Below are 22,191 nucleotides of genomic sequence, written 5' to 3'. Positions count from 1 at the left end.
CCCGCCCTCCGTTTGGAGAGGCGGGGTTTTTGCGTTTTGAGGGGTTATCTGTGGGTCACCTGTTTGGGGTGCGGCGCGCTATCTGAGAGACTGGGATTATGACTGAAACTTCCACCATTAAAGTTCACCTCATGCGTCACGGCGAGGTGCACAACCCCGAGCGCATTGTGTACGGTCGTCTGCCCGGCTACCGTCTGTCCAATAAGGGCCAGCAGATGGTGCGTCTGAGTGCTGAGGAGTTCGCGGCTCGTTCTGAGCGAGGCGCCCGTTTCGTGCACCTGGTCTGCTCGCCGTTGCAGCGTACCCGTGAGTCTGCCGCCCCGGTTGAGGAGCTGCTGGGTCTGACCGCGCAGCCGGATGAGCGCGTCATTGAGGCGGATAACTATTTTGAGGGTCTGCACGTGAACGCGCAGGAGCTGCTGAGGAACCCGCGTCACTGGACGAAGCTGTACAACCCGGCGCGCCCCTCCTGGGGTGAGTCGTACCTGGATCAGATTCGCCGTATGGCTGCGGCTGTTCAGGATGCGGCGCGTACCGCCTACGAGCGCGGCGGCGAGGGTGCGGAGGCGATTATTGTGTCGCACCAGCTGCCGATTTGGATTACTCGCCTGGGCGTTGAGGGTCGCATGCTACAGCATGACCCGCGTGCCCGTGAGTGCAACCTGGCGTCGATTACGACTCTGGCGTTTAGCACCACTGATTTTGAGCATGAGATGCCGCATTTTGTGGGGTATTCGGAGCCTGCGGCGCCGCTGTACGGTGGCGTGATTCAGCTGCCCGGTAGCTAAAACATCCGGTAGCTAGTTCCTGAAGCTGTTTTTGAGCATAGTAAGAGGCTGTGAGCCCATCCGTTACGGATGCGCTCACAGCCTCTTGCTGTAAACCTTGAGGGGCGCACGAGCTGCAAACCTAGCTGTCCTGACTAGTTCTGCCCGTTACCCTGATTCGGTGTGCCGTCCTCGGGATCCTTAAGCTCAGGATCCTTATAATCAGAATCCTGCTTGTTGTTCGAATCTGCTTCGCGGCTGCGGCGTTCGCGTTCTGCTTTTGCTTTGAGCCAGCGCAGGTACTCTTCGTCGTCGTCGGGGGAAGACACCGAGGGCGCCGGGGTGCTGCGTCGCTGACCGAAGCCGGGGCGAGGAGCGCCTGCTGCGGGCTGTGCTGCGGGTTGTGCCTTGGGGCGGCCCAGGATAAGCCACATGAGCGGGCCCACCAGGGGGAAGAGTAGGGTGACGAGAACCCACAGCCACTTGGGCAGGGTGCGCGCCTCGTGTGCGGGGGTGCGGACGGCGTCCAAGAGGGTGTAGAGGGTCAGCCCCACGATGAGGGCGGCGCCGCCAATAATCAGCATGGCTCGAATCATAAGCACTACTATGACATACCGCCGCATTATTGCGGAACTGTGAACCGGGTGCCCGCCAACGGCGTAATGGCGCGATAATCCGGCGCAGATTTGTACGTCGGCTTAGTAGCCAGTCTTAGCATCCGGTCTTAGTAGCCGGTGAACACCTGAACCTCGTGGCTAATAATGTCCAACGAGCCCAGCCACACGGCGAGGGCAAGAATCACGGAGTACACGAGCGCCACAATACCCGCCTGCTTGAGCACGGGAATCAGGTCGCGGCCGCCGCGCGTCCACACAGTCACGCAGGAGTGGATGGTCGGGCCGACCAGCAGGAAGATTAGCAGGAACCAGGGGTTCTCATCGAGCAGGAGCACACCCAGGCCCAGTGCCAGCGCCATCTCCACGATGTAGGTGATGCGCGACCAGCGTTCGCCCAGGCGGACCGCCATGGTCAGCTTGCCCGCCTCAATGTCGGTGGGAATGTCACGCACGTTATTCGCCATGAGCAACGCACAGGAAATCAGACCAATGCCGATAGCACCAACCCAGCCGAGCAGGGTCAGGGTGTGCGCCTGCGTGTAGAGGGTGCCCAGGGTCGCAACCAGACCAAAGTAGATGAAGACGAACACGTCGCCCAGGCCCATGTAGCCGTAGGGGTGCTTGCCGCCGGTGTAGCCCCACGCCGCGAAGACGCTGGAGGCACCAATCGCCAGGAACCACCACTGGTTCGCCAGAGCCACCAGGGCAAGACCGGCAAACATCGCTAGACCGAAGCAGGCGAAGGCGGCGTACTTGACGGAGCGGGGGCTTGCCACGCCGGAACCGACGAGGCGTAGCGGACCCACGCGGTCTTCGTCGGTGCCTTTGATGCCGTCGGAGTAGTCGTTGGCGTAGTTCACGCCGACCTGTAGGAAGAACGCGACGAGGAACGCCAAGAACGCGTAGAGCGGCTTGAATTCGTTGATCTCGTAGGCGGCAGCTGAGCCGGCAATAATGGGGGCGACGGCAAGCGGCAGGGTGCGCAGGCGAGCGCCTTCAATCCATTGGGCGGCAGTTGCCACGGGGGTTCCTTCCGGGTCTAAGTGCGTATGATGCGTGGGTTTTGTGCGTGACGGTCAGAGCGTGCGTGCGGGTGCGTGTACGGGGTGAAAACCCGCGGATGAGCCTGCTTTAGCCCTGACGATAGTCTCTGTCCAGGATACTGTATATTTCTGCGCGGTCCGGTTTGCCGGTGCTGGTGAGCGGGAAATCCGGCAGGATGCTCAGCTGCTTGGGTGCTGCGGGTGCACCGAGCTTTTCGGCGCAGCGGGCGCGCAGCAGGGTGCAGAGTTCTTCGGTGAGGGCGGGGCTCATGCCGTTGCCTGCGGCGGAGGGTGCCAGCGCGGAGGACACCAGCGTGACTGCGGCGGCAATGGCGGTACCCCAGCGGGCATCGGGCAGCCCGACCACGCAGGCTTCACGTACGGCGGGGTGCTCTTCGAGGACGGTTGCCACTGCGCGGGCGGAGATTTTTACGCCTCCGCTGATGAGTACGTCGTCGCTACGGCCGAGCACCTGCAGGCGCGGCTCACTACCGTGCGTAGCACTGTCGGGGCCGTTTGCGGGGCTGAGCAAGCCGTAGTCGTCGGTACGGTACCAGCGGGTGCCGTCGGCGGCGGTGAAGAAGTGCTCGGCGGTGCGGGCGGCGTCGCCAATGTAGCCGCTGGCGAGGTGCGCTCCGCTGATCCAAATACGACCCACCTGCACAGACTCTTCATTCGCCGACTTCCCCTCAATATCCGGCACGGCGGGCATACCTTCTTCGGGGACGAGCTCCACCCGCACGCCGGGCAGTACGGAGCCGGAGTAGACGCATCCGCCAGCGGTTTCGGCGCTACCGTAGGTGGTCACCGTGTTCAGCCCCAGGGCGGTGGCGGCGGTGAGCAGGTCGGCGCTGGCGGGGGCGCCTCCAAGCAGGATGCCGGTGAAGGAGCCGAGCGCCTCGTGAATTTCAGCGCCCAGGTGCGGATCGGCGTCCGCGCTTTCGAGCAGTTTATGGAGCTGGGTGGGTACCAGGGAGATAAACCGGCGTGCCGAGCTCATGTGCTCAACCGCCTGCAGGAAAACTTCGGGGCTAAAGTGCACGGGCTCAATGACGGAGCGGGCAATGACCGGGGCGGTACCGGCGAGTACGGAGCGGGCGAGTACCTGCGCGCCGGCAATATAGTGCGCCGGAAGAGCCAGGAGCCACTGCGATGCCCCATCGGAGTTTGAGCCGAAGAAGCGCTCGGTGGCTGCCGCACTGGCAGCAAGAGCTCGCGCAGTCAGTGCGGTGCGTTTAGGGGTTCCGGTGGATCCGGAGGTGCCCACCACCAGAGCGATAAGCTCCGCACCCGCAGCCGCATCGGCATCCGCCGCGTACCCGTCCAGCAGTTGCTCAAAGGCACTCAGCATGGCGTGCGGGTCGGCAGGCTGATCGGCGCGCACCTGTACCGCCTGTGGGTGCAGGGCAGCCTCCTGCGGGGCGGGGGAGGGCACGAGCCCGAGTACGGGGGTGTTAATCATGGCTAAATCCTTAGCGGCTGTTTGTCGCGGCTACGTGCTGTCATGCGCCGGTGTCATATGCCGGTGCGGCATCAAATGCGCCGGAGCCGGATTCTTAGCTGAGGTTCTCAGGGTTGAATCCGGCTCCGAGCCTATGCATCTGAAACTACTTCTGTAGATGGGGCTGTCTCTTAGAAGTAGTAGGGGTAGTTGGACCAGTCCGGGTCACGCTTCTGCAAGAACGCGTCGCGACCCTCCACAGCCTCGTCGGTCATGTACGCCATGCGGGTTGCCTCACCGGCGAAGACCTGCTGGCCGAGCATGCCGTCATCAGGCAGGTTGAAGGCGTACTTGAGCATGCGGATTGCCTGCGGGGACTGGCGGGCAATGTGCGCCGCGTATTCCAGGCCCTTGTTTTCGAGCTCTGCGTGGGGGACTACGTCGTTGACTGCGCCCATTTCGTACATGCGCTGTGCGTCGTATTCCTTGGCGAGGAAGAAGATTTCGCGGGCGAACTTCTGACCCACCTGGCGTGCGAGCAGCGCCGAACCGTAGCCTGCGTCGAAGGAGCCGACGGTTGCGTCGGTCTGCTTGAACTTGCCGTACTCTTCGGAGGCGATGGTCAGGTCAGCAACTACGTGCAGGGAGTGGCCGCCGCCTGCAGCCCAGCCGGAGACGAGGGCGATAACGACCTTGGGCATGGTGCGGATGAGGCGCTGCACTTCCAGGATGTGCAATCGGCCTGCGCGTGCCGGGTCGATGCTTTCTGCGGTGTCGCCGCTGGCGTAGTGGTAGCCGTCGCGGCCGCGGATGCGCTGGTCGCCGCCGGAGCAGAACGCCCAGCCGCCGTCCTTGGCGGAGGGGCCGTTGCCGGTGAGCAGTACGGTACCTACGTCGGAGGTCATGCGGGCGTGGTCGAGGGCGCGGTAGAGTTCGTCCACGGTGTGCGGGCGGAATGCGTTGCGGACCTCGGGGCGGTCGAATGCGATGCGCACGGTGGGCAGATCGCGTAGGATTTCGCCGTTTTCGTTGCGCTCAACCTGGCGGTGGTAGGTGATGTCGGTGAAGTCTTCGAAGCCTTCGACGACGCGCCAGTCGGCGGGGTTGAAGATGTCCGAGACCTTTTCGGGAAGTTGTGCAGTCATAGACCCTATTCTACGTTGCCCGGGCGCTGTCTGAGGCTGTGAACTTGGTTGCCCGGTATAGCGAATCAGGTTGCCTAGCATAGCGAATCAGGTTGCCGAGCATATAGGAAGGCCCGGACCGCGTGTGTGCGGCCCGGGCCTTAGAGATTGGGTAAGGAACCTTACCCAGTCTTGGTTACCTAGGGGCTACTTGACCTTTGCGAGCTCTACCGCGCGGTCGAACTCTTCGTCAATGACCTGGTTCTTCTTGTAGGTGACCAGGGAGACGATGATTGCGACCAGCAATGCCGACGCGAAGCCGGGAACCATTTCGTAGAGCACGGACTTCAGCGGGCTCTGGCCCCATGCGAATGCCACAACGGCACCGGTAATCATGGAGGCGAGTGCACCCTGGGTGGTCAGCTTACGCCAGTAGAGGGAGAGCAGAACGGTCGGGCCGAATGCCGAACCGAAGCCCGCCCACGCGAATGCGACTAGCTGCAGAATCGAGCTGTTCGGGTTCCACGCCAGGGCACCTGCGACCAGTGCCACGATTGCCACGCCTGCACGGCCGAGCCACAGGGACTTGGAAGCGCTGAGCTTCTTCGAGGAGAAGATGCCGTAGAGGTCCTCCACCAGAGCGGAGGAGCACACAATCAGCTGCGAGGAGAGGGTGGACATAATTGCCGCCAAAACCGCCGCCAGAATCAGACCGGCGATGAAGGGGTGGAAGAGGATCTGCGAGAGGTCCAGGAACACGGATTCTGCGGTTTCGGGGTTGGTGAGGGACGCCTCGGGGTGGCGTGCAAAGTATGCGATGCCCATGAACGCGCCGCTCAGTGCACCGAACACGGTCAGGACCATCCAGCTGATGCCGATGCGGCGGCCGGACTTAGCGTCTGCGGGGGTGCGCATCGCCATGAATCGCACGATAATGTGCGGCTGGCCGAAGTAGCCCAGACCCCACGCAAGGGACGAAACAATACCGGCGAAGGTGGTGCCCGCGAAGATGCTCAGCGCGTCGGGGCGTACCTGGCTGATGGACTCAACCACGGGGCCCACGCCGCCGAGGTCAATGATGGTGATGACCGGAACGGCGATCAGCGCTGCGAGCATGAGCAGACCCTGAACCATGTCGGTGTAGGATGCGCCCATGAAGCCGCCGAAGAGCGTGTAGAACACGGTGATGCCTGCCAGCAGGAGCATACCGGTGTGGTATTCCTGACCGAAGGAGGACTTGAAGAACAGACCGCCGGACACCATACCGGAGGAGACGTAGAAGGTGAAGAACACCAGAATCACGACACCGGAGACGATGCGCAGCACGCGCTTGGTGTCCTTGAGGCGGTTGCTCAGGAAGACGGGGACGGTCACTGCGTCGCCTGCTACTTCGGTGTAGCTACGCAGTCGCGGTGCCACGAACTTCCAGTTGCACCATGCGCCGATGGTCAGACCGACGGCGAGCCATGCCTGGGAGAGGCCGCTGAGGTAGACGGCGCCGGGCAGACCCATGAGGAGCCAACCGGACATATCGGAGGCGCCTGCTGAGAGAGCGGCGACGGTGGGGGAGAGCTGTCGCCCGCCCAGCACATAGTCGTCAAGACTGTTGTTTTTGCTATTTGCCCATAGGCCGATCGCAATCATGGCAACAAAATAAATCGCCAGCGCGATGACCTGGTATGTACTCGCGGCCATAATGTTCCTTCTCTCCTGGTGATAGTGTGCGCCTGTGTGTATTTATGCGCTACCCCATAACTTTATGAGTGGCATAGGATACAGTCTAGGCTCTGAAGGGCTGAAAATAAAGTCTATTTGACGCTAAAGAGCGCGAGTCTATGGAATAAATATGTATTTGCTGTGTAAATCATATGGTTGTACACGTGGGGTGCTGTGGGAGCATGTGCGAAAAAGTGCCCGAAAAACCCCTGAAATTCAGGGTTTCGGGCACTTCGGTGCAAGAGATGCAGTTTAAAAGCAACGCAAACGTTCAGAGCCGTATGCATCTGAAACGAATTAAACGAAAAATTTAAAAGCCGTTCGGAGTGTTGAACTGTTACACGACAAAGTCACAGAGGCTTAGAGATCCCTCACGACCCACGGCTCAGTAGCCATACGAGCAGGGTCAAAACGCTCCAAAATCGCCGCCGCATTGGGCACTGGAACATCCGCAGAATGGGCAGAGCCATCAGCGTCGTACACCGGAATAGACGCGGCAATCCACCCCAAAATCGTCGGAATCTCAACGCCCGCCTCACGCAACTGCGGTAGAGTCACCGCACCGTCACGCTTAGCGAGTCGCTTGCCCTTCTCGTTCAGTGCCAGCGGCACGTGAGCGTAACGCGGCTGCGCCAACCCCAAAAGCTGCGCCAAATACGACTGGCGGGGCGCAGAAGGCAACAGATCATCGCCGCGCACAATCTGCTCAACCCCCACAAAGGCGTCATCCACCACGGAGGTCAGGTTGTAGGCGTAGGTGCCGTCATTACGCACCAGCACAAAATCATCCACCAGCCCCGTGTAGGCACCATAAAAATCATCCTGCACGGTGTAGCTCGTGCACTCGGCGCGCAGGCGCAGAGCCGGCGGACGCTGGGCGCGACGCTCCTCTCGCTGCTCCTCACTTAGGTTGCGGCAAGTACCGGGGTAGGCGCCCGGTGCACCGTGCGGGGCGCTCGATGCCTCCTGAATTTCGCGGCGAGTACAGAAACACTCGTAGACGAGTCCCGCCTCGCGCAGCTGTGCAACCGCCTGCTCATAGGCGGCAAGGCGCGTGCTCTGATACAGAACGCTCGCTTCCTTGCTCTCGGTGCCTTCGCCGCCCTCGATGCGCTCTGCTGAAGCGCCGGGGCTCGCATCCCAATCCAGGCCCAGCGCTGCCAAATCAGCAATCTGGCGTTCCGCCGCGCCCGGGCGCACACGATCCAAATCCTCCACGCGCAGGTAGAAGGGCTTGCCGCCGCGGCGCGCCATAGCCCACGCCAAAATGGCGGTACGCAAATTACCCAGGTGCAAATCACCCGAGGGGGAGGGAGCGTAGCGTCCGGTGCCGCTGGGGAACGGGTGTGCCGAAGTATGAGCGGCTGAGACGCTAGAAAAAGAGCTGGAGGGAGAAGTCATACTCCTATCCTATAGGGCGCGAATTTCTGGTTCCTGCTCAGCTCCTTCACTGAATCCTCACTGACTCCTAACCGGCGCTGGATTAGTCGGGGGAATAGGCTATCTGGCTAATCAATCTGTGGAGGTTGTCAAGCATCACGTATCAGTTGTCCGTAGAGGCCGAATTGTGCAGAATGATGCACTTTTATCCCCTTAGAAGCGTGCAATAGTGCAAAAATATGTTCTCCAGAAGGCCGAATAGCCCCTCAGTTGCCAAAAATTACAGTAGGGTTGTATCTATGGCTCGTACTATTGAACTCGCAGACGGCGTGTACCGTATTGCGACCGACAATTACCGACTGAACACCGGACTGGTCCTCGGACTGGAACGGGCACTTGTCGTGGATACCGGCGCAGGTCCCCGTCAGGCAACCGAAATTTATGATGAGGTTCGCCGTCTCACGCGCCTTCCTATCACCGTCGTAAACACTCATGGACACTATGAGCGTTTCTTCGGTAACGATGTTTTCGCGGCAATGGGTGCCGAAGAATTCTGGGCGCATCCTCGCGCCGCGCGTGCAATTCGTAAATACGGTGAGGCGCAGCGTCCCTACGTCGAGACGCTCGAACCGGAAATGGCGCACCACCAGGGTGCAGCCACCGATATTATTGTCCCCAACCGCCTGGTCGCCAACAGCGGTGACGGCATTACCTTTACCCCCATTGACCTGGGTGAGCGTAGCGCAACCCTCATGTACATGGGTCCCGGCCACACCGACGGTGACATTCTGGTCGGCATTGAAGATGTGCTCTTCATGGGCGGTCTGATTGAAGAGGGTACCGACCCCTACTTTGAGGATTCTTTCCCCGACCGTTGGATCGATACCCTCGGTGCGGTGCTCGAATTTGATCGCTACCGCGTGTTCGTGCCCGGTAACGGTGAGCCGGTGGACCGCACCTTTGTGGAGCGTGAGCGTAACACCATGGTGACCGCTATTGAGTCGATTCGTTCCTCCACTCTGGACCGTGAGGATGAAGCAACTACCGCGGCAATGTATAAGTTGCCGTATGCGCCGGGTGCGACTCGCTTCCTGCTGGATCGTTTGGCTCAGCTGGAGAACGCACCGGTGGCGGCGTACCTCGATGCGGAGCACCCGGATACCAGTGGTTTCACGGGTCCGATTACTCTGGGTCAGGCATCGTACTAAACCCCGTATGCAATATGCATCATGGGGCATAAATACAGGTGAGGGCTGGTTTCTGTGATAGAAACCAGCCCTCACTTTTTATATGCCCTTAGCTGTTTACCTTCAGCGAGGTGACGTTTTTAGCGCTGAACGTACTGGGCGCGCATTGCCTCGCAATCAGCCTTCAGGGAGGCGGGAACCTCGCCCATTGCCTCGCACAGCTGAACGAAACGGTGGCGCCAATCCAGATGCTGCAGCGCCTGACGGATCTGCTGTTCACCCTGCTCCGGGGTCCAACGTGAAGCAGCCTCAGCAACCTGCGCGAGGCCCGCACGAGCATCCGCGTGATCAATGTCGATGGTCGCGCCATCCCAAAGGATCTCACGTACGGTGGTGGTGTTAGGTACCTTGCCGACAACGGTCACACCCGAAGCCAGCGCATCGGTCCAACGGCCGGTGATGTACTCCTTGGTCGGGTGAGTGTAGGGGGCGGGGCTGACCGAGGTGGAGAATGCCAGCAGGAACTTCGCGCGGTTCAGCGAATCCTGCAGATGCTGAGCCGACTCGCGGTCATTTGCACCGAAGGGCGGGCGGCCCTCAAAGCTCAGACCCAGCTCACCGGCAAGGGCGGCGGTCGCCTCGTCATCTTCGTAGGCGGCAGGCTGACGGCCCACGCGCAGCAGGTCGGTGCTCTTCGACTCCAGCGCAACCAGACGGTCGTTGAACTTGCTCCAAACATCCGCGCCCCAGGGCAGAACGCCGGGGTTCTTCACGCCCGCGGCAGTCCAGGGCTGAACGTCGTCAACATCCGCAACGAAAATGCGGTCGTAGGTGGAGGACTTCGCCACCGCGGGAATACGGTCATCCCAGAAGCTATCAATCACCCAGCCGTAAATCGCGCCGTAGCGGCGGAACGCGAAGGAACGCTGCGAAATGGCGTAAAGCTGACCGGGGTCAGACGCAATCACCAGGCAACGCTTAGAGCCACCCTTAATGCGGGGCAGGCGTGCCAGAAGCTTGGTTTCCTTGCTGAGGGATGCGCCCACATCTACGGTGTGGACGGTGCCGCCGGTGTAGCGGGCGAGAAGCTCCGCCATGGCGTGTACGGGAACCCAACCGGCTCCGGAGGGGACGGCAACAATAATATCGAGTGAGCTCATGAGAATCCTTGGGAACACAGCCCGCCGTATGCGCCCGGCTTACCGGGGCAAAACCCCGGGGCGCAGGCGGTATGCATCAGTGGCAAGACCGTGAATGTTGATCAATGATAGATATGGTGCCTCACCTGAGCAGGCGCGCAGAAAACGCGAAGGTAGCGGCGAGTGAAACCGCTACGACCGGCTAGCTTTTAGCCACGAAGGGCTACGGCACAGGTAGTTTTTAGTATATCGGTGAACCCCGCGTACGGGGCTTAGCCCACAGCCTTTGTGTGCGGCTTTAGGGTGTGTGAATGCGCACCTCAATGCCCGATTCGGTACCAAAACCGGCAGCCATACGCGCCAGATCAGTGTTCGGGGCGGCAGCCACCGTGAAGAAACGGTCTACAGCGGCGGTGAACTGCGCCTGACGAGCCATATCGCCGTGTTCAAGGGTCGTGAAAATACCGCCGCCGGCATCGTCAAAGACCTCAATGCGCAACTCAGGTAGGAGCTCCGTGTTCGGCAGGTTCAGCGACGAAACATCGTGCTGGAAAGTCAGGTCACCGCACAGCAGAGTCACCGGCAGGGCGGCACCACCAACGACCGGGCGGGAGTTCTCATCCACACCGGCAGGGTAGTAGCCCGACAGGGACACGCCAATAGCGGTCGCAATCGTACCGTCGATACCGGCAAGACCGCGGTTCGCAAACACGCGCGCGGGGGCGGGCTCACCCAGGGCGGGGGCCGCCGCATCCAAATCACGCACAAGGTTAGAGGAGCCCAACACCATGAGGCGACGCTGAGCCACCGCATCCTTCCAGACGCGGCGTGCGTAGGAGCGGCCAGCGGTACGGTTGCGGTAATCGGTGTAGTCTACGGAGCTCTCAGCTTCGGGATGCTCGTATACGGCAATGGCGCGCAGGCACTCATCCTGCAGCTTGCGGGCGGGCTCAACCCATTGATCCAGCCAGCTGAGTCCGTCAACGAGCTCATCAGCGGTAGTAGAGGATGCGCACGTAAACTCGGCAAGCTCGTGCGGGGTCGACAGCTCCACGAAGGAGCGGGCGCCCGGCTCGTACCAGCTGGCGCGGCGAGGGGCATAGAAAGCGCACTGAATATCCGTGCGTTCGAGCAGTGCCGTAATCGGGCGTGAGAGCGTCGGGTGTCCGAAGAGCACTACACGTTCAATCTGCGCGGCGGGCGCGAAGGACTCATCGCCGAGCAGCTGCGGATAGTGGGGGATAGAGGTCACGCCGTGGCGCGCCTCGGAGGAAGGCTCAGCGAACAGCGGCAGGTTCAGCACACGAGCGAACTCCGCGGCGAACTCACCGGCACCATCAGCGGCAACCACCACGGTGCGGTGCGCCGGGGTGAACTCCGCCAGGTCAGCCTGCGCCTCCAGGGAATCCAGGAGCCAACGCTGCTCAGCGCTGGAAAGTCCCGAACCCTCGGCACGGGCGGCGCGGGCGCGGCCCTCAGCCTGCGGGTCGTAATCCTCCAGCAGGCTCTGCGCCCACTGCGGAAGCATCTGCGCAAAACGACCCGAGGGGGTCAGCGGCGTATCAAAACAAATGTTCAGGTGCACCGGGCCAATCGGCTCAGCCGACTGCTTGCGCCAATGCTCGGCGCTACGACCGGTCAGCGCGTTCAGGCACGCCGCAAAAGCCTGAGTCTGCTCGCCCTCAACCTGCTCGGGGTAGGAGGTCAGATCAGCTTCAGCGCGCACAAAAGGATGGAAGAAACTCGCCTGGCGGGTCGTCTGATTCACGCCGCTACCGCGCAGACGCTCCGGGCGGTCGGCGCTCAGCACCGCCAGAGGCACGCCGGCGTGGTACGCCTCCATGACGGCGGGCATGTACTCACCCAGCGCCGTACCGGAGGTGCACACCAGACCCACCGGCTGACCGGATGCCTTCGCAATGCCCAGAGCGGTAAAGGCTGCACTTCGCTCGTCCACACGCACGTGCGCAATCAGGGCGCCGGCTTCAGCGGCGGCGGCAATAGCGTACGCAAGAGGTGCACTGCGGGATCCCGGAGACACGACAACATGCCGCATACCGGCACGAATCAGCGAATCGAGCACGGATACTGCGGTGAGCATGGCGGGGGTTGAGCGGTTTTCAGTCACCGTACCATTCTAATGCCGCGGGCTTTTTCCTTCAGTTTTGGTTACCCTTCACGACCTCATCGTTGCAGTGCTAACCGTTACAGATCAGCGGCGCGTTCCAGAACGCGGTAGCAGGCGGTGACGCGGTCCACCCACCACTGGCGGGTCTGCTCATCGGTGGCAAGACGCTCCAGACGCGGCGGACTGGGGGTGATGGCGCGCAGGTCCATGAACCCATCGCGGGCGATGAGCGACTCATCGGTGACGTCCTCCGCCATGAGGGAGACCGTGCCCAGACCACACCCGTACCTCAGCGTGGGCAGGGAAGCCGCCAGGGATGCACCGGTGGCAATGCCGACCGAAGACTCCAGAGCGGAAGAAACCACCGCCGGAAGCTGCGCCTGCTCCACCAGGGCGAGGGCACGGCGTACGCCGCCCAGCGGCGCCGCCTTAATAACCATCAGGTTGGCGGCATTCGCGCGAGCCACCTTCAGCGGATCCTCCGCCTTACGAATCGACTCGTCCGCGGCAATGCGGGCGGGTAGCCCCTCCTTGGCAATGGCGTAGCGGAGCGCCGCCATATCCTCAATGGTTGCTACCGGCTGCTCGGCGTAAATAATGCCGTACTCGCAGAGCTTGCGCAGCGCCTCAAGGGCACCGTCGAGGGTGTAGCCCATGTTCGCATCCACCTTCAGGCGCGCATTCGGGAGCGCTTCTCGCGCCGCCGCCACGCGGGCAATATCATCGGCGAGGCTCTGGCCCTTCTCCGCCACCTTGATTTTGAGTTCCTGAATCTCACCTTCGTACTTGGCGAGCACCTCCGGCACACGCTCGGCGGGTACCGCGGGCAGGGTCGCATTCAGCGGGATGCGCGTACGCACCGGCTCCGGTGCGGGCAACCACGCCGCCTCCAGCGCGCAGGCAAGCCACGCGGCAGACTCCTGCGCACCATACTCGAGGAAGGGCGCGAACTCACCCCAGCCGTGCGGGCCGCGAATCAGCGCGCTCTGGCGGCTATTGACCCCGCGGAAGGTCACGGTCATCGGAATTTCGACCGTGAAAAGGTTCTCCAGAACCTCCTGCAGGGGCGGCAGGGAAGTGTTCGTGAGGCGAAAACCGTAGCCGAGAGGCGGCACGCTCATGCTGGTATTCAAGGTATCTGCCCTTCTTCGATGCGCTATGAGCTCACCATAGCATTCCGCTCTGATGCGGGTGCGCTCGCAACCCGTTTCGCATTCTCTGGAAACTCTCAGGTTGTGGTCGAAAAAACTTTAGTTTTTCATAGCTTAACCTGGAATAGTAGATAGTTATTCGCCCGATGACTCGAACGATGTTACGCGCGATGCGGCAGCTTGGGGGCTGCCGCTTTGACAGCGGACATCGGCGGGCTCGGGGATATCTAACAGACATGAAGGCAAGAAGGTACGAAGGGCTATGAAGAAGAAAACACCGGCAAATACATCGGGTTCGGAAAACTCCGGTTGGGAGAGCTCCGAAAAGCTTGATGCTACCAGTGTGCTTCGCCCCGCTGACGTGCATGCAGCCGCCGCTGATAACGCGCCGACTACGGTATTTTCCTCTGATGAGACGCAGGTGCTCTCCGATTATCAGGACGCTACCCAGGTGCTCAACGCCCACGAGACTGTTGCGTCCGCTGATTCTGAAGACTCTACGGAAGTTATTGGCGCGACCCGCCCTTTGCCGCGCGCCTACCGCGCCCCCATTCAGATACCCGAGACGATTCCCTCCGCTCAGGAGCGCGCCTCCCAGGGGAACTACATCGCGGATGAGCCGATGCAGGCTACGCGTCGCCTTGACCCGCCGAGGCCTCCCGTAAGCGGTTACCCGCTGAACGCCAATATGGGCGCGGGACACATGGGTGCTCCTCAGATGGGTGCTGAACAGATAAGCGCCCAGCAGCCGCTTCCCCAGCGTGTGCCGCCGCAGGCGCCTCAGCAGGTACCTCAGCAACCTGTGGCTTATCCCCCTGAGGCGTATCCTGCCGCGGCTTATCCGAACGGTGCGTATGTTCAGACCGGTCAGGTTCCCGTGGATGCTTCGGGCCGCCCAGTGAATCGTCCAGGTGAGGGAGAAATCATGCATCTTCCGAGTACCGGCGTTCTGATGCGCCACATTATGGCGCTGCTGTTCCTGGGGCTGTCTCTGTACGGTGCGTTCGCGTTCTTTATTTATACTGCGACCGGCCAGCAGGTTGATGAGCAGGCGTACACCGAGTATGCGCATCAGTTCAAGAGCTACCGCGGCCCGACCCTGACGGCGCTGGATTCTTTGCCCACGATTGTTGGTGTGATTGCGGTGCTGGGCTTGATTGCGGTGCTGATTTGGAAGCACCGTTTCTTGCCGTCACTGCTTGGTGTGCTGGTGGGTGCTGCGGCGGTGACGAGCACGTACCTGCTTAAGCACTACCTGATCGTGAAGCCCGACCTGGATGTTCAGGAGGCGCTGAGCAACTCGGCGCCCAGCGGCCACACAACCTTCGCGGCGGCGGCGGGTGCGGCGCTCTTCCTGGCGGCGCCTCGTTTCTTGCGGCCCACGGTGGCTCTCTGCGCGGCATTGGCGACCTGCCTGACGGGTGCCTCCACGATTATTAACGGTTGGCACCGCCCGGCAGATGTGGTGACCGCTATTCTGGTCACCGCAATCTGGACCGTTGTGGGTATGGGCGTGCTGCGTTATGTGCGTCCGGCAGATTTTGCGGTGCCGGCGCGTGGTGGTTTGGTGCTGGTGCCGTTGATGACGATTGCGACGCTGTTCCTGTCGTTCTGCGCGGTGATCCTGTATCTGATTGCGATTTTTGCGCCGATTCCCGGCGGTGCTTTTACCGCGGCGACCTGCATGATTATTGCGGTGAGCTTTGGTACGACGGCGTTGATGGTGAACCTGTTGCGTCCGCGTAATAGTAATCGCTCCGCCTATTCGAAGGTGTGGAGTTACCAGTAGATGTTATTCCCTTCCCTGCTCGGGGTGTTTTAGTTCGGTGTGAGCTGAGGCATTGTCCCGGCGCGGGGAGGGGAATACAATATAAATAATTTAGTATTTTAAATACCAAATATAGGGAGGGGGTTGCGCACCCCCTTTCACTCACCCCTGAAGAGAAAGGTGCGTACCATGGCAGGTACCCATGAAGGCCGAGTCCTCGTATTCCCCCAGCTCACCGAAGCGCTGACCCCCTTTGAAGATAAGCCCCAGGCTCGCAAGATTGTGGACGCCGACGGCGGCAATCTGACCCTCATGGAGCTGGCGGCGGGCCAGTCCTGGCACGAGCACCACAGCGTGCACCCGATTTTCGTGCAGGTGCTCAAGGGCGAGGTGATCTTCCACGTGAAGGACCGCGATATTACCCTGGTGCCCGGCAAGCCGATTCACGTGACCGCCAAGCTGCTGCACTCCCTGCGTGCCGTGAAGGACTCCACCCTGCTGGTGACCATGCTGACCGGTGAGTCGCACCCCGAACCCAAGGTCAACATTGACGTCGAAGAGGTCTAAAAAACTGACCCAAAAAGCTCGCCGCCGCATCTGCACCGGATGCGGCGGCGAGCTTTTTATCTGCTTTTCGGCGCTCACATATGCCGGCGAGAATACCCTCACGCTACGCCCTGAGCTTTCTGCACGCCGGTTTAGCCCGCGCGGGCGTACCCTGAGAAGTACAGTCCCTAACATTCCAGGGAGCAACCCGAAAGGTTACGCAATGCCCAAGTCCCTGCAACGCCCCGTTGTTCTTCTCACCGGCGCCAGCTCCGGTATCGGTTACGATGTGGCGCCGCTACTGGTGCGCTACGGCTACACCGTCTACGGTGCCGCTCGCCGTGTTGAGAAGATTGAAGAGCTCGCCTCCGAGGGCGTGAGAGCGCTCAGCATGGACGTTACCGATGAGGCCTCCATGGAAGCCGCCGTGCGGCATATTATTGACGCAGAAGGCCGCATTGACGTGCTCATCAACAACGCGGGCTACGGCTCCTACGGCGCCATTGAAGATGTGCCTATCGACGAGGCACGCCGCCAGTTCGAGGTGAACCTCTTCGGTCTGGCGCGTCTCACCCAGCTTGTGCTACCGCATATGCGCGCACAGGGTAGCGGGCGCATCCTGAACATCTCCTCGATGGCGGGGCGCATTACCATGCCCCTCGGGTCCTGGTACCACGCCACCAAGTACGCCCTCGAGGCGTTCAGCGATGCTCTGCGCATGGAAGTTGCAGAGTTCGGTATTGACGTGATCATTATCGAGCCCGGCGGCATCAAGACCCCCTGGGGGCTTATCGCGGCAGACCACCTGGAAGAATCCTCCCGAAACGGCGTCTACGCGGCTCAGGCACAGCGCGTTGCGGCAAATATGCGTAAGCTCTACTCGCCCTCCTCCAACCTCTCGGAGCCTAAGGTTATCTCTAAAACTATTCTGCGAGCCCTGGAGGCGCGCCGCCCCAAGACCCGCTACCTCGTGGGTTTCGGAGCCAAACCCTCCGTGTTCCTGCATACCGTGCTGCCGGACCGTCTCTTCGACAAGGTGGCGCGTCGTATCTTCTAGGGCCGGAACAGCCTCGAACTAGAGCATTAAAAAGCGGGCGGTGCTGCGCGAAACAGAATGTTTCGTACAGCACCGCCCGCTACGTTTTTCAAGAGCTAGTACTAGTCTACTACGGCGTGGGTCGGATCGAGCACGCGCGCCAAGAACGCCTGAGTACGTTCGTGCTGGGGGTTGCCAATCACCTGATTGGCGGGGCCCTCCTCCACGACTACACCGTCAGCCATGAAGACGACCTTATCGGCGACCTCGCGGGCGAACGCCATCTCGTGGGTCACCACGATCATGGTCATGCCCTCGTCGGCAAGGTTACGCATAATGCTCAGAACCTCGCCCACCATCTCCGGGTCGAGCGCACTGGTCGGCTCATCGAAGAGCATCAGGTCCGGGTGCATGGATAGTGCACGCGCAATAGCCACACGCTGCTGCTGACCACCGGACAGCTGAGCCGGGAAGCGGTCTTCCTTGCCCTCCAGACCAACCTTCGCCAGCTGCTCGCGGGCAACCGCCTCCGCCTCAGCCTTGGAGCGGCCCAGAACCTTAATCTGAGCGATCGTGCAGTTATCCAGAATGTTCAGGTGACCGAACAGGTTGAACTGCTGGAACACCATACCCATGTGGGTACGCACGCGGTTAATGTCTACGTCCGGGTCGGTGACCTCGGTATCGCCCACCATGATGGTGCCGTCGTTCGGCTCCTCCAGCAGGTTCACGCAACGCAGCAGGGTGGACTTACCGGAACCCGAAGGGCCGATGAGGCACACGACCTCGCCCGGCTCGACCTGCATGTCGATGCCCTTGAGCACCTGAACCTTGCCGTAGGACTTGTGCAGGTTAGAAATGCGCACCGAGGAGGCGGCCATGGATGAAGTTGAAGCAGTCATAGTATCTTCCGTAATCCGTATCTGTCGTTGCGCTTACTTGCGGCCGGTCAGCTGGGTGCGGCGCTCAAAGTATGCGGAGAGCTGGCCCAGCGGAACAGTGATAATCAGGTAGCACAGGCCAGCAACCACCAGGGGAGTCAGGCCCGCGTTTGCGGCGGTCAGGCCTTCACGACCGAACTTTGCCAGCTCGTACTGCGAGACGGTTACGCCCAGCAGGTACACGAGGGAGGAGTCCTTGGTCAGCAGGATAACCTCGTTGGTCAGCGGGGGCAGAACCACGCGGAACGCCTGAGGAATAATGATCGAAATCATCGCACGGGTGTGGGACATGCCCAGCGAACGTGCTGCCTCCATCTGCCCCTTCGGGATCGCCTGCAGACCCGCACGCAGAACCTCACTAATGTAGGCTGCCGAGACCATACCCAGCGACAGGGTCACCGGAATCAGGTTATCCACGAAGCGAATCTTGAATGCCAGCGGAATACCGTAACCGAACGCGAAGAAGACCAGCAGCGCCGGGATACCGCGGAAAAGCTCCACGTACAGGGTCGCAATCCAGCGGTAGGGCGCGATGGAGGAAATACGCATAAGCGCCAGCAGCAGACCGCCGGAGAGGCCCACGATAAAGCCCAGGGTGGTGTACAGCAGGGTGTTCTTCAACGCCACGGTAATGACGTCGGGGAACTGCTGCGCCGCAACGTCCAGGTTGAATACCTGCTGGCTGAGGGTCTTCCAATCAGCCAGAAGAATGGCTGCCAGAGCGATAACTGCCAGAAGGGCGTACTGTGCGTAGCGGAAGAGCTTCTGCTTCTGACGGGGTGAGAGTTTAGAGGACATGCGCTTTCTTATCCATGTGCTGTTCGGTCAAGAGCGTTCTATGCGCTCACAAGGGTGAAGGCTGGAGGTTCCCCCAACCCAAAAGTATTAGGGTACTCCTGAATTGGGGGAGGGGCTAACCGGCTAGATGCTTAGGAAGCAGAGGAAGAGGCGCTCGCGGAGGAAGTGGCACCAACCCACTTAGCCTTCATCTTGTCGAGCTCGCCGTTCTTCTTGAGCTTGTCGATGGTGGCGTTAGCCTTGGTCAGCAGCGCCTTGTTGTTGGAGGAAACCGCGGCGGCAATCTGCTCGGTGTTCTCGGAATCCTGGTAGGCGATCTTGAAGGAGTCCGGGTCGTTGGTCAGTGCCTCAGAGACCACGGAGAGGTTCGCTGCGACTGCCTTGACCTGACCGGTCTTCAGGGCGGAGAACATGAGGGAGGTGTCTTCATACTGGATGACCTCGGCGCCGTTTTCCTTGGCGTAGGTTTCACCGCTGGTTGCCTGCTGGGCACCAACAGCCACGCCCTTCAGATCTGCTGCGGAGGTGATGGAGGAACCTTTGGGAACCAGGATTGCCAGGTTGTCGTCGAAGTAGACGGTGGTGAACTCCATCTTGCTCTTACGCTCATCGGTCACACCGATACCTGCCAGGGCGATATCGCACTGACCGGTGGCCAGGCCGGTGCCGGAATCCAGGCCCTCGAAGCTGATGGAGGTCAGCTGAGCCTTCACGCCCAGGTCGGAGGCGATAGCGTTGGCAATGTCTGCATCCAGGCCGACGATGGTGCCGTTCTCTTCGTATTCGAAGGGCTTGTAGGGGGTGTTGGTGCAGACGCTGAGTACGCCGGACTTGACGAGGCTGACCTCGCCGTTGGCGTCGGAGTTCTCGTTCGCGGTGGAGACGCAGCCGGTCAGTGCCAGGGGCAGTACTGCCAGCAGTGCGAGGGGCTTGAGGGATGCCTTCTTGAGGATTGCGGTGTTCATGATGTTCTCCTGTGTGAGGTGTGTTCTATGAAATCTATGGTCTATTGTGCGCCCCCATGTTAAAAAATGCAAGCATATACATAAATATTCATAAATTTTTGCTGAATATGCATAAATTCACCCTCGGGCAATGAATAAAACCCCGAACAAGCCGCTCAAAAATCACCCCGACGCGCACATTAGCGCGCCACATGATGCAACTACGGTTCACCCAACTATCGAATCCCCTAACCTCCATGCCACAATTGAGAGCGTGAACGCAGAGAAGAACACCCGCGCAACTCGCGCAACCCTGGACAAGAAAACCGGCGACATTGCCGCCATGTTTGATACCGTCGCTGAACGCTACGACCTCATGAACGGCATTCTCTCCCTCGGCCAGCACATCTACTGGCGTAAGCAGGCTGTCGCCGCCGTTGACGCACACCCCAGCCAGAAAGTACTGGACGTAGCCGCAGGTACCGGCGTCTCCTCCGAACCCTTCGCCGACGCAGGCGTAGACGTCATCGCGGCAGACCTCTCCGAAGGCATGCTCGACGTGGGCCGTCGCCGCCGCCCCGACATGACCTTCGTGCAGGCAGACGTCACCGCACTGCCCTTCGAGGATGAAACCTTCGACGCGGTCACCATGTCCTACGGCCTGCGCAACGTCGCCAACTACCCCAAGGCACTGAGCGAAATCTACCGCGTGCTCAAGCCCGGCGGACGCATCGTCGTCCTCGAGTTCTCCACCCCGACCTTCGCCCCCTTCGGCGCGGTCTACAAGAACTACATCATGAAGGCAATTCCGCCGATTGCCCGCGCGATCTCCTCCAACCCCGAATCCTACGAATACCTCGCCGAGTCCATCATCGCCTGGCCCAACCAGCAGGAACTGGCACAGAAGTTCAAGGAGGCGGGCTTCACCACCGTGCAGTACCGCAACCTCACCGGCGGCATCGTCGCCATTCACCGCGGTTTCAAGCCCGAAGCACACAACGCATAGACACCGCGTTCACACACCACCGAAGACACCAACACCAAGAAGATAGAAGACACCGTGAGCAACGCAGAGCAGCCCATTGCCGCAACCGACCTGCTGGGAGACCTCGACCTGAAGCTTCCCGCGGGCTTTGAACTCATCGCCGCCGACCCCAAGCTGGGTCCGCAGATTCTCTCCTCCCTGGCGCGTATTGAGGAGCGCCTGGCTGAGGCCATCTCCCAGACCGACCACCTGGCGGATGTCGCATCTCGTCACCTGCTCTCCGCGGGCGGCAAGCGCGTGCGCCCGCTGCTGGCGCTGCTCTCGGCAGCTGTCGACGGCGAAATCAACGATGAGGTCATCGAAGCCGCCGTGGTTGTTGAGCTGACCCACCTGGCAACCCTCTACCACGACGACGTCATGGACGATGCCCCCAAGCGCCGCGGTGTGGACAGTGCCCAGATGATTTGGGGTAACTCCGTCGCAATTCTGACCGGCGACCTAATCTTCTCCCGCGCGTCCCTGTTGGTGTCCGAGCTGGGTACCCGCCCCATGAAGATTCAGTCCCAGACCTTTGAGCGTCTGGTGCTCGGCCAGCTCTTCGAAACCACCGGCCCCCGCGAGGGACAGGACCTGCTCGACCATTACATCGCGGTCATCGAGGGTAAGACCGGCTCCCTGATTGCTGCAGCCGGCGAGTACGGCTCCCTGCTTTCGGGCGCTTCCGAAGATGTCATCTCCATGGTCAAGGCGTACGGCGAACTGGTCGGCGTGGCATTCCAGCTGGCTGACGACGTGATTGACATTGTCAGCGACGGCAAGACCAGCGGTAAGACCCGCGGTACCGACCTGCGCGAGGGTGTTCCCACCCTGCCGACCATCCTGCTGGATCGTGCGGTAGCCGCCGGTGACGAGTCCGCTGTAGCGGTTCGCGCCCTGCTGGATGCAGACCTCAGCTCTGACGAGGCGCTGGAGACCGCAGTGGAGGCGCTCGCCGCCCACCCGGTCACCCAGGAAGCATGGCAGATTGCTTACGACTGGGCGGATCGTGCGATTGCCGCGATTGCTCCGCTGCCCGAGTCGACCGCGAAGGCTGCGTTGGAGTCTTTCGCTCACGCTGTGGTGCACCGCGAAGGCTAAAACGCCTCGCCGTGTAGCGCATGCTTGAAAACTTTCACGTTCAAGCGTCTCATACTTCAAAACCCCCGCTGAATCTACCCGGATTCGGCGGGGGTTTTCTGTCTTTAGGCTAGTCAGCGCCGGTTTTTGGGAGAGCTAGGTGCAGTCCCTGCCTCCCGAAAAGTTCCGTATGCTGGGGTCTCCTTGACCGCCATATGCCTTTAAGGTAAACCTTATAGGCATGCCTGAGGTGCACATCCACCCCTCAAGCCTTCGACGGCTCCCACGCCCAACCTGTGTTGGAGAGCCGTTTACTATTTCTGGACGCGAGCAGAGCCCAGCCATCCGACGGGTTATTCTCGCA

19 protein-coding genes are annotated in these 22,191 nt (G+C 60.9%); 7 read left to right on the top strand and 12 right to left on the bottom strand.

All coding sequences use genetic code 11. From position 1 onward, the window contains the following. Positions 1–98 precede the first annotated feature (98 nt). The gene (locus RWZ58_RS01735; RefSeq protein WP_314656978.1) at positions 99–788 is read left to right on the top strand and encodes a histidine phosphatase family protein; all 690 of its coding nucleotides are present in this window, start codon (positions 99–101) and stop codon (positions 786–788) included. A 134-nt stretch (positions 789–922) separates the two neighbouring features. Here the strand turns inward: RWZ58_RS01735 and RWZ58_RS01730 are convergent, their stop codons facing one another. The 6 genes from RWZ58_RS01730 to gluQRS form a co-directional block, all read right to left on the bottom strand. Continuing rightward, entirely contained in the window at positions 923–1,363 is a 441-nt protein-coding gene (locus RWZ58_RS01730) for a PLD nuclease N-terminal domain-containing protein (protein ID WP_298699946.1), read from the bottom strand. A 128-nt stretch (positions 1,364–1,491) separates the two neighbouring features. Further along, complete coding sequence (locus RWZ58_RS01725) at positions 1,492–2,406, bottom strand: 1,4-dihydroxy-2-naphthoate polyprenyltransferase (RefSeq protein WP_314656976.1); 915 nt, start codon at positions 2,404–2,406, stop codon at positions 1,492–1,494. Between the two features lie 109 nt (positions 2,407–2,515). Further along, positions 2,516–3,889: an AMP-binding protein gene (locus RWZ58_RS01720; RefSeq protein ID WP_314656975.1), complete on the bottom strand. Its 1,374-nt coding sequence runs from the start codon at positions 3,887–3,889 to the stop codon at positions 2,516–2,518. A 170-nt stretch (positions 3,890–4,059) separates the two neighbouring features. Beyond that, positions 4,060–5,013: a 1,4-dihydroxy-2-naphthoyl-CoA synthase gene (locus RWZ58_RS01715; protein WP_070633744.1), complete on the bottom strand. Its 954-nt coding sequence runs from the start codon at positions 5,011–5,013 to the stop codon at positions 4,060–4,062. A gap of 186 nt (positions 5,014–5,199) precedes the next feature. Continuing rightward, positions 5,200–6,687, bottom strand: coding sequence for a sodium/proline symporter PutP (gene putP / locus RWZ58_RS01710; RefSeq protein ID WP_314656974.1), 1,488 nt, complete (start codon positions 6,685–6,687; stop codon positions 5,200–5,202). 381 nt (positions 6,688–7,068) lie between these two features. Beyond that, positions 7,069–8,109 carry a tRNA glutamyl-Q(34) synthetase GluQRS gene (gene gluQRS / locus RWZ58_RS01705; RefSeq protein ID WP_314656973.1) on the bottom strand — a complete coding sequence of 347 codons (1,041 nt, stop codon included), beginning with the start codon at positions 8,107–8,109 and terminating at the stop codon, positions 7,069–7,071. Positions 8,110–8,387: 278 nt separating this feature from the next. On the opposite strand from gluQRS, the gene RWZ58_RS01700 reads away from it, so the two are divergent. Continuing rightward, complete coding sequence (locus RWZ58_RS01700; RefSeq protein ID WP_314656971.1) at positions 8,388–9,296, top strand: MBL fold metallo-hydrolase; 909 nt, start codon at positions 8,388–8,390, stop codon at positions 9,294–9,296. A 119-nt stretch (positions 9,297–9,415) separates the two neighbouring features. Here RWZ58_RS01700 and RWZ58_RS01695 read toward each other — a convergent pair whose 3' ends face one another. From RWZ58_RS01695 to RWZ58_RS01685, 3 genes are all read right to left on the bottom strand, one after another. Then, positions 9,416–10,435, bottom strand: a complete 1,020-nt coding sequence (locus tag RWZ58_RS01695) for a glycosyltransferase (RefSeq protein ID WP_314656969.1) — start codon at positions 10,433–10,435, stop codon at positions 9,416–9,418. Between the two features lie 277 nt (positions 10,436–10,712). Next, positions 10,713–12,542 carry a 2-succinyl-5-enolpyruvyl-6-hydroxy-3-cyclohexene-1-carboxylic-acid synthase gene (gene menD / locus RWZ58_RS01690; protein WP_314656968.1) on the bottom strand — a complete coding sequence of 610 codons (1,830 nt, stop codon included), beginning with the start codon at positions 12,540–12,542 and terminating at the stop codon, positions 10,713–10,715. A gap of 77 nt (positions 12,543–12,619) precedes the next feature. Next, entirely contained in the window at positions 12,620–13,663 is a 1,044-nt protein-coding gene (locus RWZ58_RS01685) for an o-succinylbenzoate synthase (RefSeq protein ID WP_314656967.1), read from the bottom strand. Between the two features lie 292 nt (positions 13,664–13,955). Between RWZ58_RS01685 and RWZ58_RS01680 the strand changes: the two genes are divergently transcribed. The 3 genes from RWZ58_RS01680 (at position 13,956) to RWZ58_RS01670 (ending at position 17,064) form a co-directional block, all read left to right on the top strand. Then, on the top strand, positions 13,956–15,482 hold the full coding sequence (locus RWZ58_RS01680) for a phosphatase PAP2 family protein (protein WP_314656965.1): 1,527 nt from the start codon (positions 13,956–13,958) through the stop codon (positions 15,480–15,482). 168 nt (positions 15,483–15,650) lie between these two features. Next, positions 15,651–16,028 (top strand): cupin domain-containing protein, encoded by a 378-nt coding sequence (locus RWZ58_RS01675; protein WP_049327511.1) that lies wholly within the window; start codon positions 15,651–15,653, stop codon positions 16,026–16,028. A gap of 202 nt (positions 16,029–16,230) precedes the next feature. Then, entirely contained in the window at positions 16,231–17,064 is an 834-nt protein-coding gene (locus RWZ58_RS01670) for an oxidoreductase (RefSeq protein WP_314656962.1), read from the top strand. 101 nt (positions 17,065–17,165) lie between these two features. Here RWZ58_RS01670 and RWZ58_RS01665 read toward each other — a convergent pair whose 3' ends face one another. The 3 genes from RWZ58_RS01665 to RWZ58_RS01655 all read right to left on the bottom strand — a co-directional run bounded on the left by RWZ58_RS01665 (position 17,166) and on the right by RWZ58_RS01655 (position 19,747). Next, positions 17,166–17,945: an amino acid ABC transporter ATP-binding protein gene (locus RWZ58_RS01665; RefSeq protein ID WP_314075159.1), complete on the bottom strand. Its 780-nt coding sequence runs from the start codon at positions 17,943–17,945 to the stop codon at positions 17,166–17,168. A 33-nt stretch (positions 17,946–17,978) separates the two neighbouring features. After that, positions 17,979–18,782 carry an amino acid ABC transporter permease gene (locus tag RWZ58_RS01660; protein ID WP_070629955.1) on the bottom strand — a complete coding sequence of 268 codons (804 nt, stop codon included), beginning with the start codon at positions 18,780–18,782 and terminating at the stop codon, positions 17,979–17,981. A gap of 131 nt (positions 18,783–18,913) precedes the next feature. Beyond that, on the bottom strand, positions 18,914–19,747 hold the full coding sequence (locus tag RWZ58_RS01655) for an ABC transporter substrate-binding protein (protein WP_298699974.1): 834 nt from the start codon (positions 19,745–19,747) through the stop codon (positions 18,914–18,916). Positions 19,748–20,000: 253 nt separating this feature from the next. Here RWZ58_RS01655 and RWZ58_RS01650 point away from each other — a divergent pair, with 253 nt between their 5' ends. Beyond that, positions 20,001–20,732, top strand: coding sequence for a demethylmenaquinone methyltransferase (locus tag RWZ58_RS01650; RefSeq protein ID WP_314656959.1), 732 nt, complete (start codon positions 20,001–20,003; stop codon positions 20,730–20,732). Between the two features lie 54 nt (positions 20,733–20,786). After that, the gene (locus RWZ58_RS01645) at positions 20,787–21,848 is read left to right on the top strand and encodes a polyprenyl synthetase family protein (protein ID WP_313969467.1); all 1,062 of its coding nucleotides are present in this window, start codon (positions 20,787–20,789) and stop codon (positions 21,846–21,848) included. The last annotated feature ends 343 nt before the right edge of the window (positions 21,849–22,191 follow it).

Origin of the sequence: uncultured Rothia sp. (assembly GCF_963544205.1) — a bacterium.
Taxonomy (GTDB): domain Bacteria; phylum Actinomycetota; class Actinomycetes; order Actinomycetales; family Micrococcaceae; genus Rothia.
This window is presented reverse-complemented; position numbering and strand designations above follow the sequence as displayed.

What these genes read in the sequence shown, in the direction of transcription:
- RWZ58_RS01735 (WP_314656978.1), top strand. Translation starts at nt 99, where the DNA reads ATGACTGAAACTTCCACCATTAAAGTTCACCTCATGCGTCACGGCGAG.
- RWZ58_RS01730 (WP_298699946.1), bottom strand. Translation starts at nt 1,363, where the DNA reads ATGATTCGAGCCATGCTGATTATTGGCGGCGCCGCCCTCATCGTGGGG.
- RWZ58_RS01720 (WP_314656975.1), bottom strand. Translation starts at nt 3,889, where the DNA reads ATGATTAACACCCCCGTACTCGGGCTCGTGCCCTCCCCCGCCCCGCAG.
- RWZ58_RS01715 (WP_070633744.1), bottom strand. Translation starts at nt 5,013, where the DNA reads ATGACTGCACAACTTCCCGAAAAGGTCTCGGACATCTTCAACCCCGCC.
- putP (WP_314656974.1), bottom strand. Translation starts at nt 6,687, where the DNA reads ATGGCCGCGAGTACATACCAGGTCATCGCGCTGGCGATTTATTTTGTT.
- gluQRS (WP_314656973.1), bottom strand. Translation starts at nt 8,109, where the DNA reads ATGACTTCTCCCTCCAGCTCTTTTTCTAGCGTCTCAGCCGCTCATACT.
- RWZ58_RS01700 (WP_314656971.1), top strand. Translation starts at nt 8,388, where the DNA reads ATGGCTCGTACTATTGAACTCGCAGACGGCGTGTACCGTATTGCGACC.
- RWZ58_RS01695 (WP_314656969.1), bottom strand. Translation starts at nt 10,435, where the DNA reads ATGAGCTCACTCGATATTATTGTTGCCGTCCCCTCCGGAGCCGGTTGG.
- RWZ58_RS01685 (WP_314656967.1), bottom strand. Translation starts at nt 13,663, where the DNA reads ATGAGCGTGCCGCCTCTCGGCTACGGTTTTCGCCTCACGAACACTTCC.
- RWZ58_RS01680 (WP_314656965.1), top strand. Translation starts at nt 13,956, where the DNA reads ATGAAGAAGAAAACACCGGCAAATACATCGGGTTCGGAAAACTCCGGT.
- RWZ58_RS01675 (WP_049327511.1), top strand. Translation starts at nt 15,651, where the DNA reads ATGGCAGGTACCCATGAAGGCCGAGTCCTCGTATTCCCCCAGCTCACC.
- RWZ58_RS01670 (WP_314656962.1), top strand. Translation starts at nt 16,231, where the DNA reads ATGCCCAAGTCCCTGCAACGCCCCGTTGTTCTTCTCACCGGCGCCAGC.
- RWZ58_RS01665 (WP_314075159.1), bottom strand. Translation starts at nt 17,945, where the DNA reads ATGACTGCTTCAACTTCATCCATGGCCGCCTCCTCGGTGCGCATTTCT.
- RWZ58_RS01660 (WP_070629955.1), bottom strand. Translation starts at nt 18,782, where the DNA reads ATGTCCTCTAAACTCTCACCCCGTCAGAAGCAGAAGCTCTTCCGCTAC.
- RWZ58_RS01655 (WP_298699974.1), bottom strand. Translation starts at nt 19,747, where the DNA reads ATGAACACCGCAATCCTCAAGAAGGCATCCCTCAAGCCCCTCGCACTG.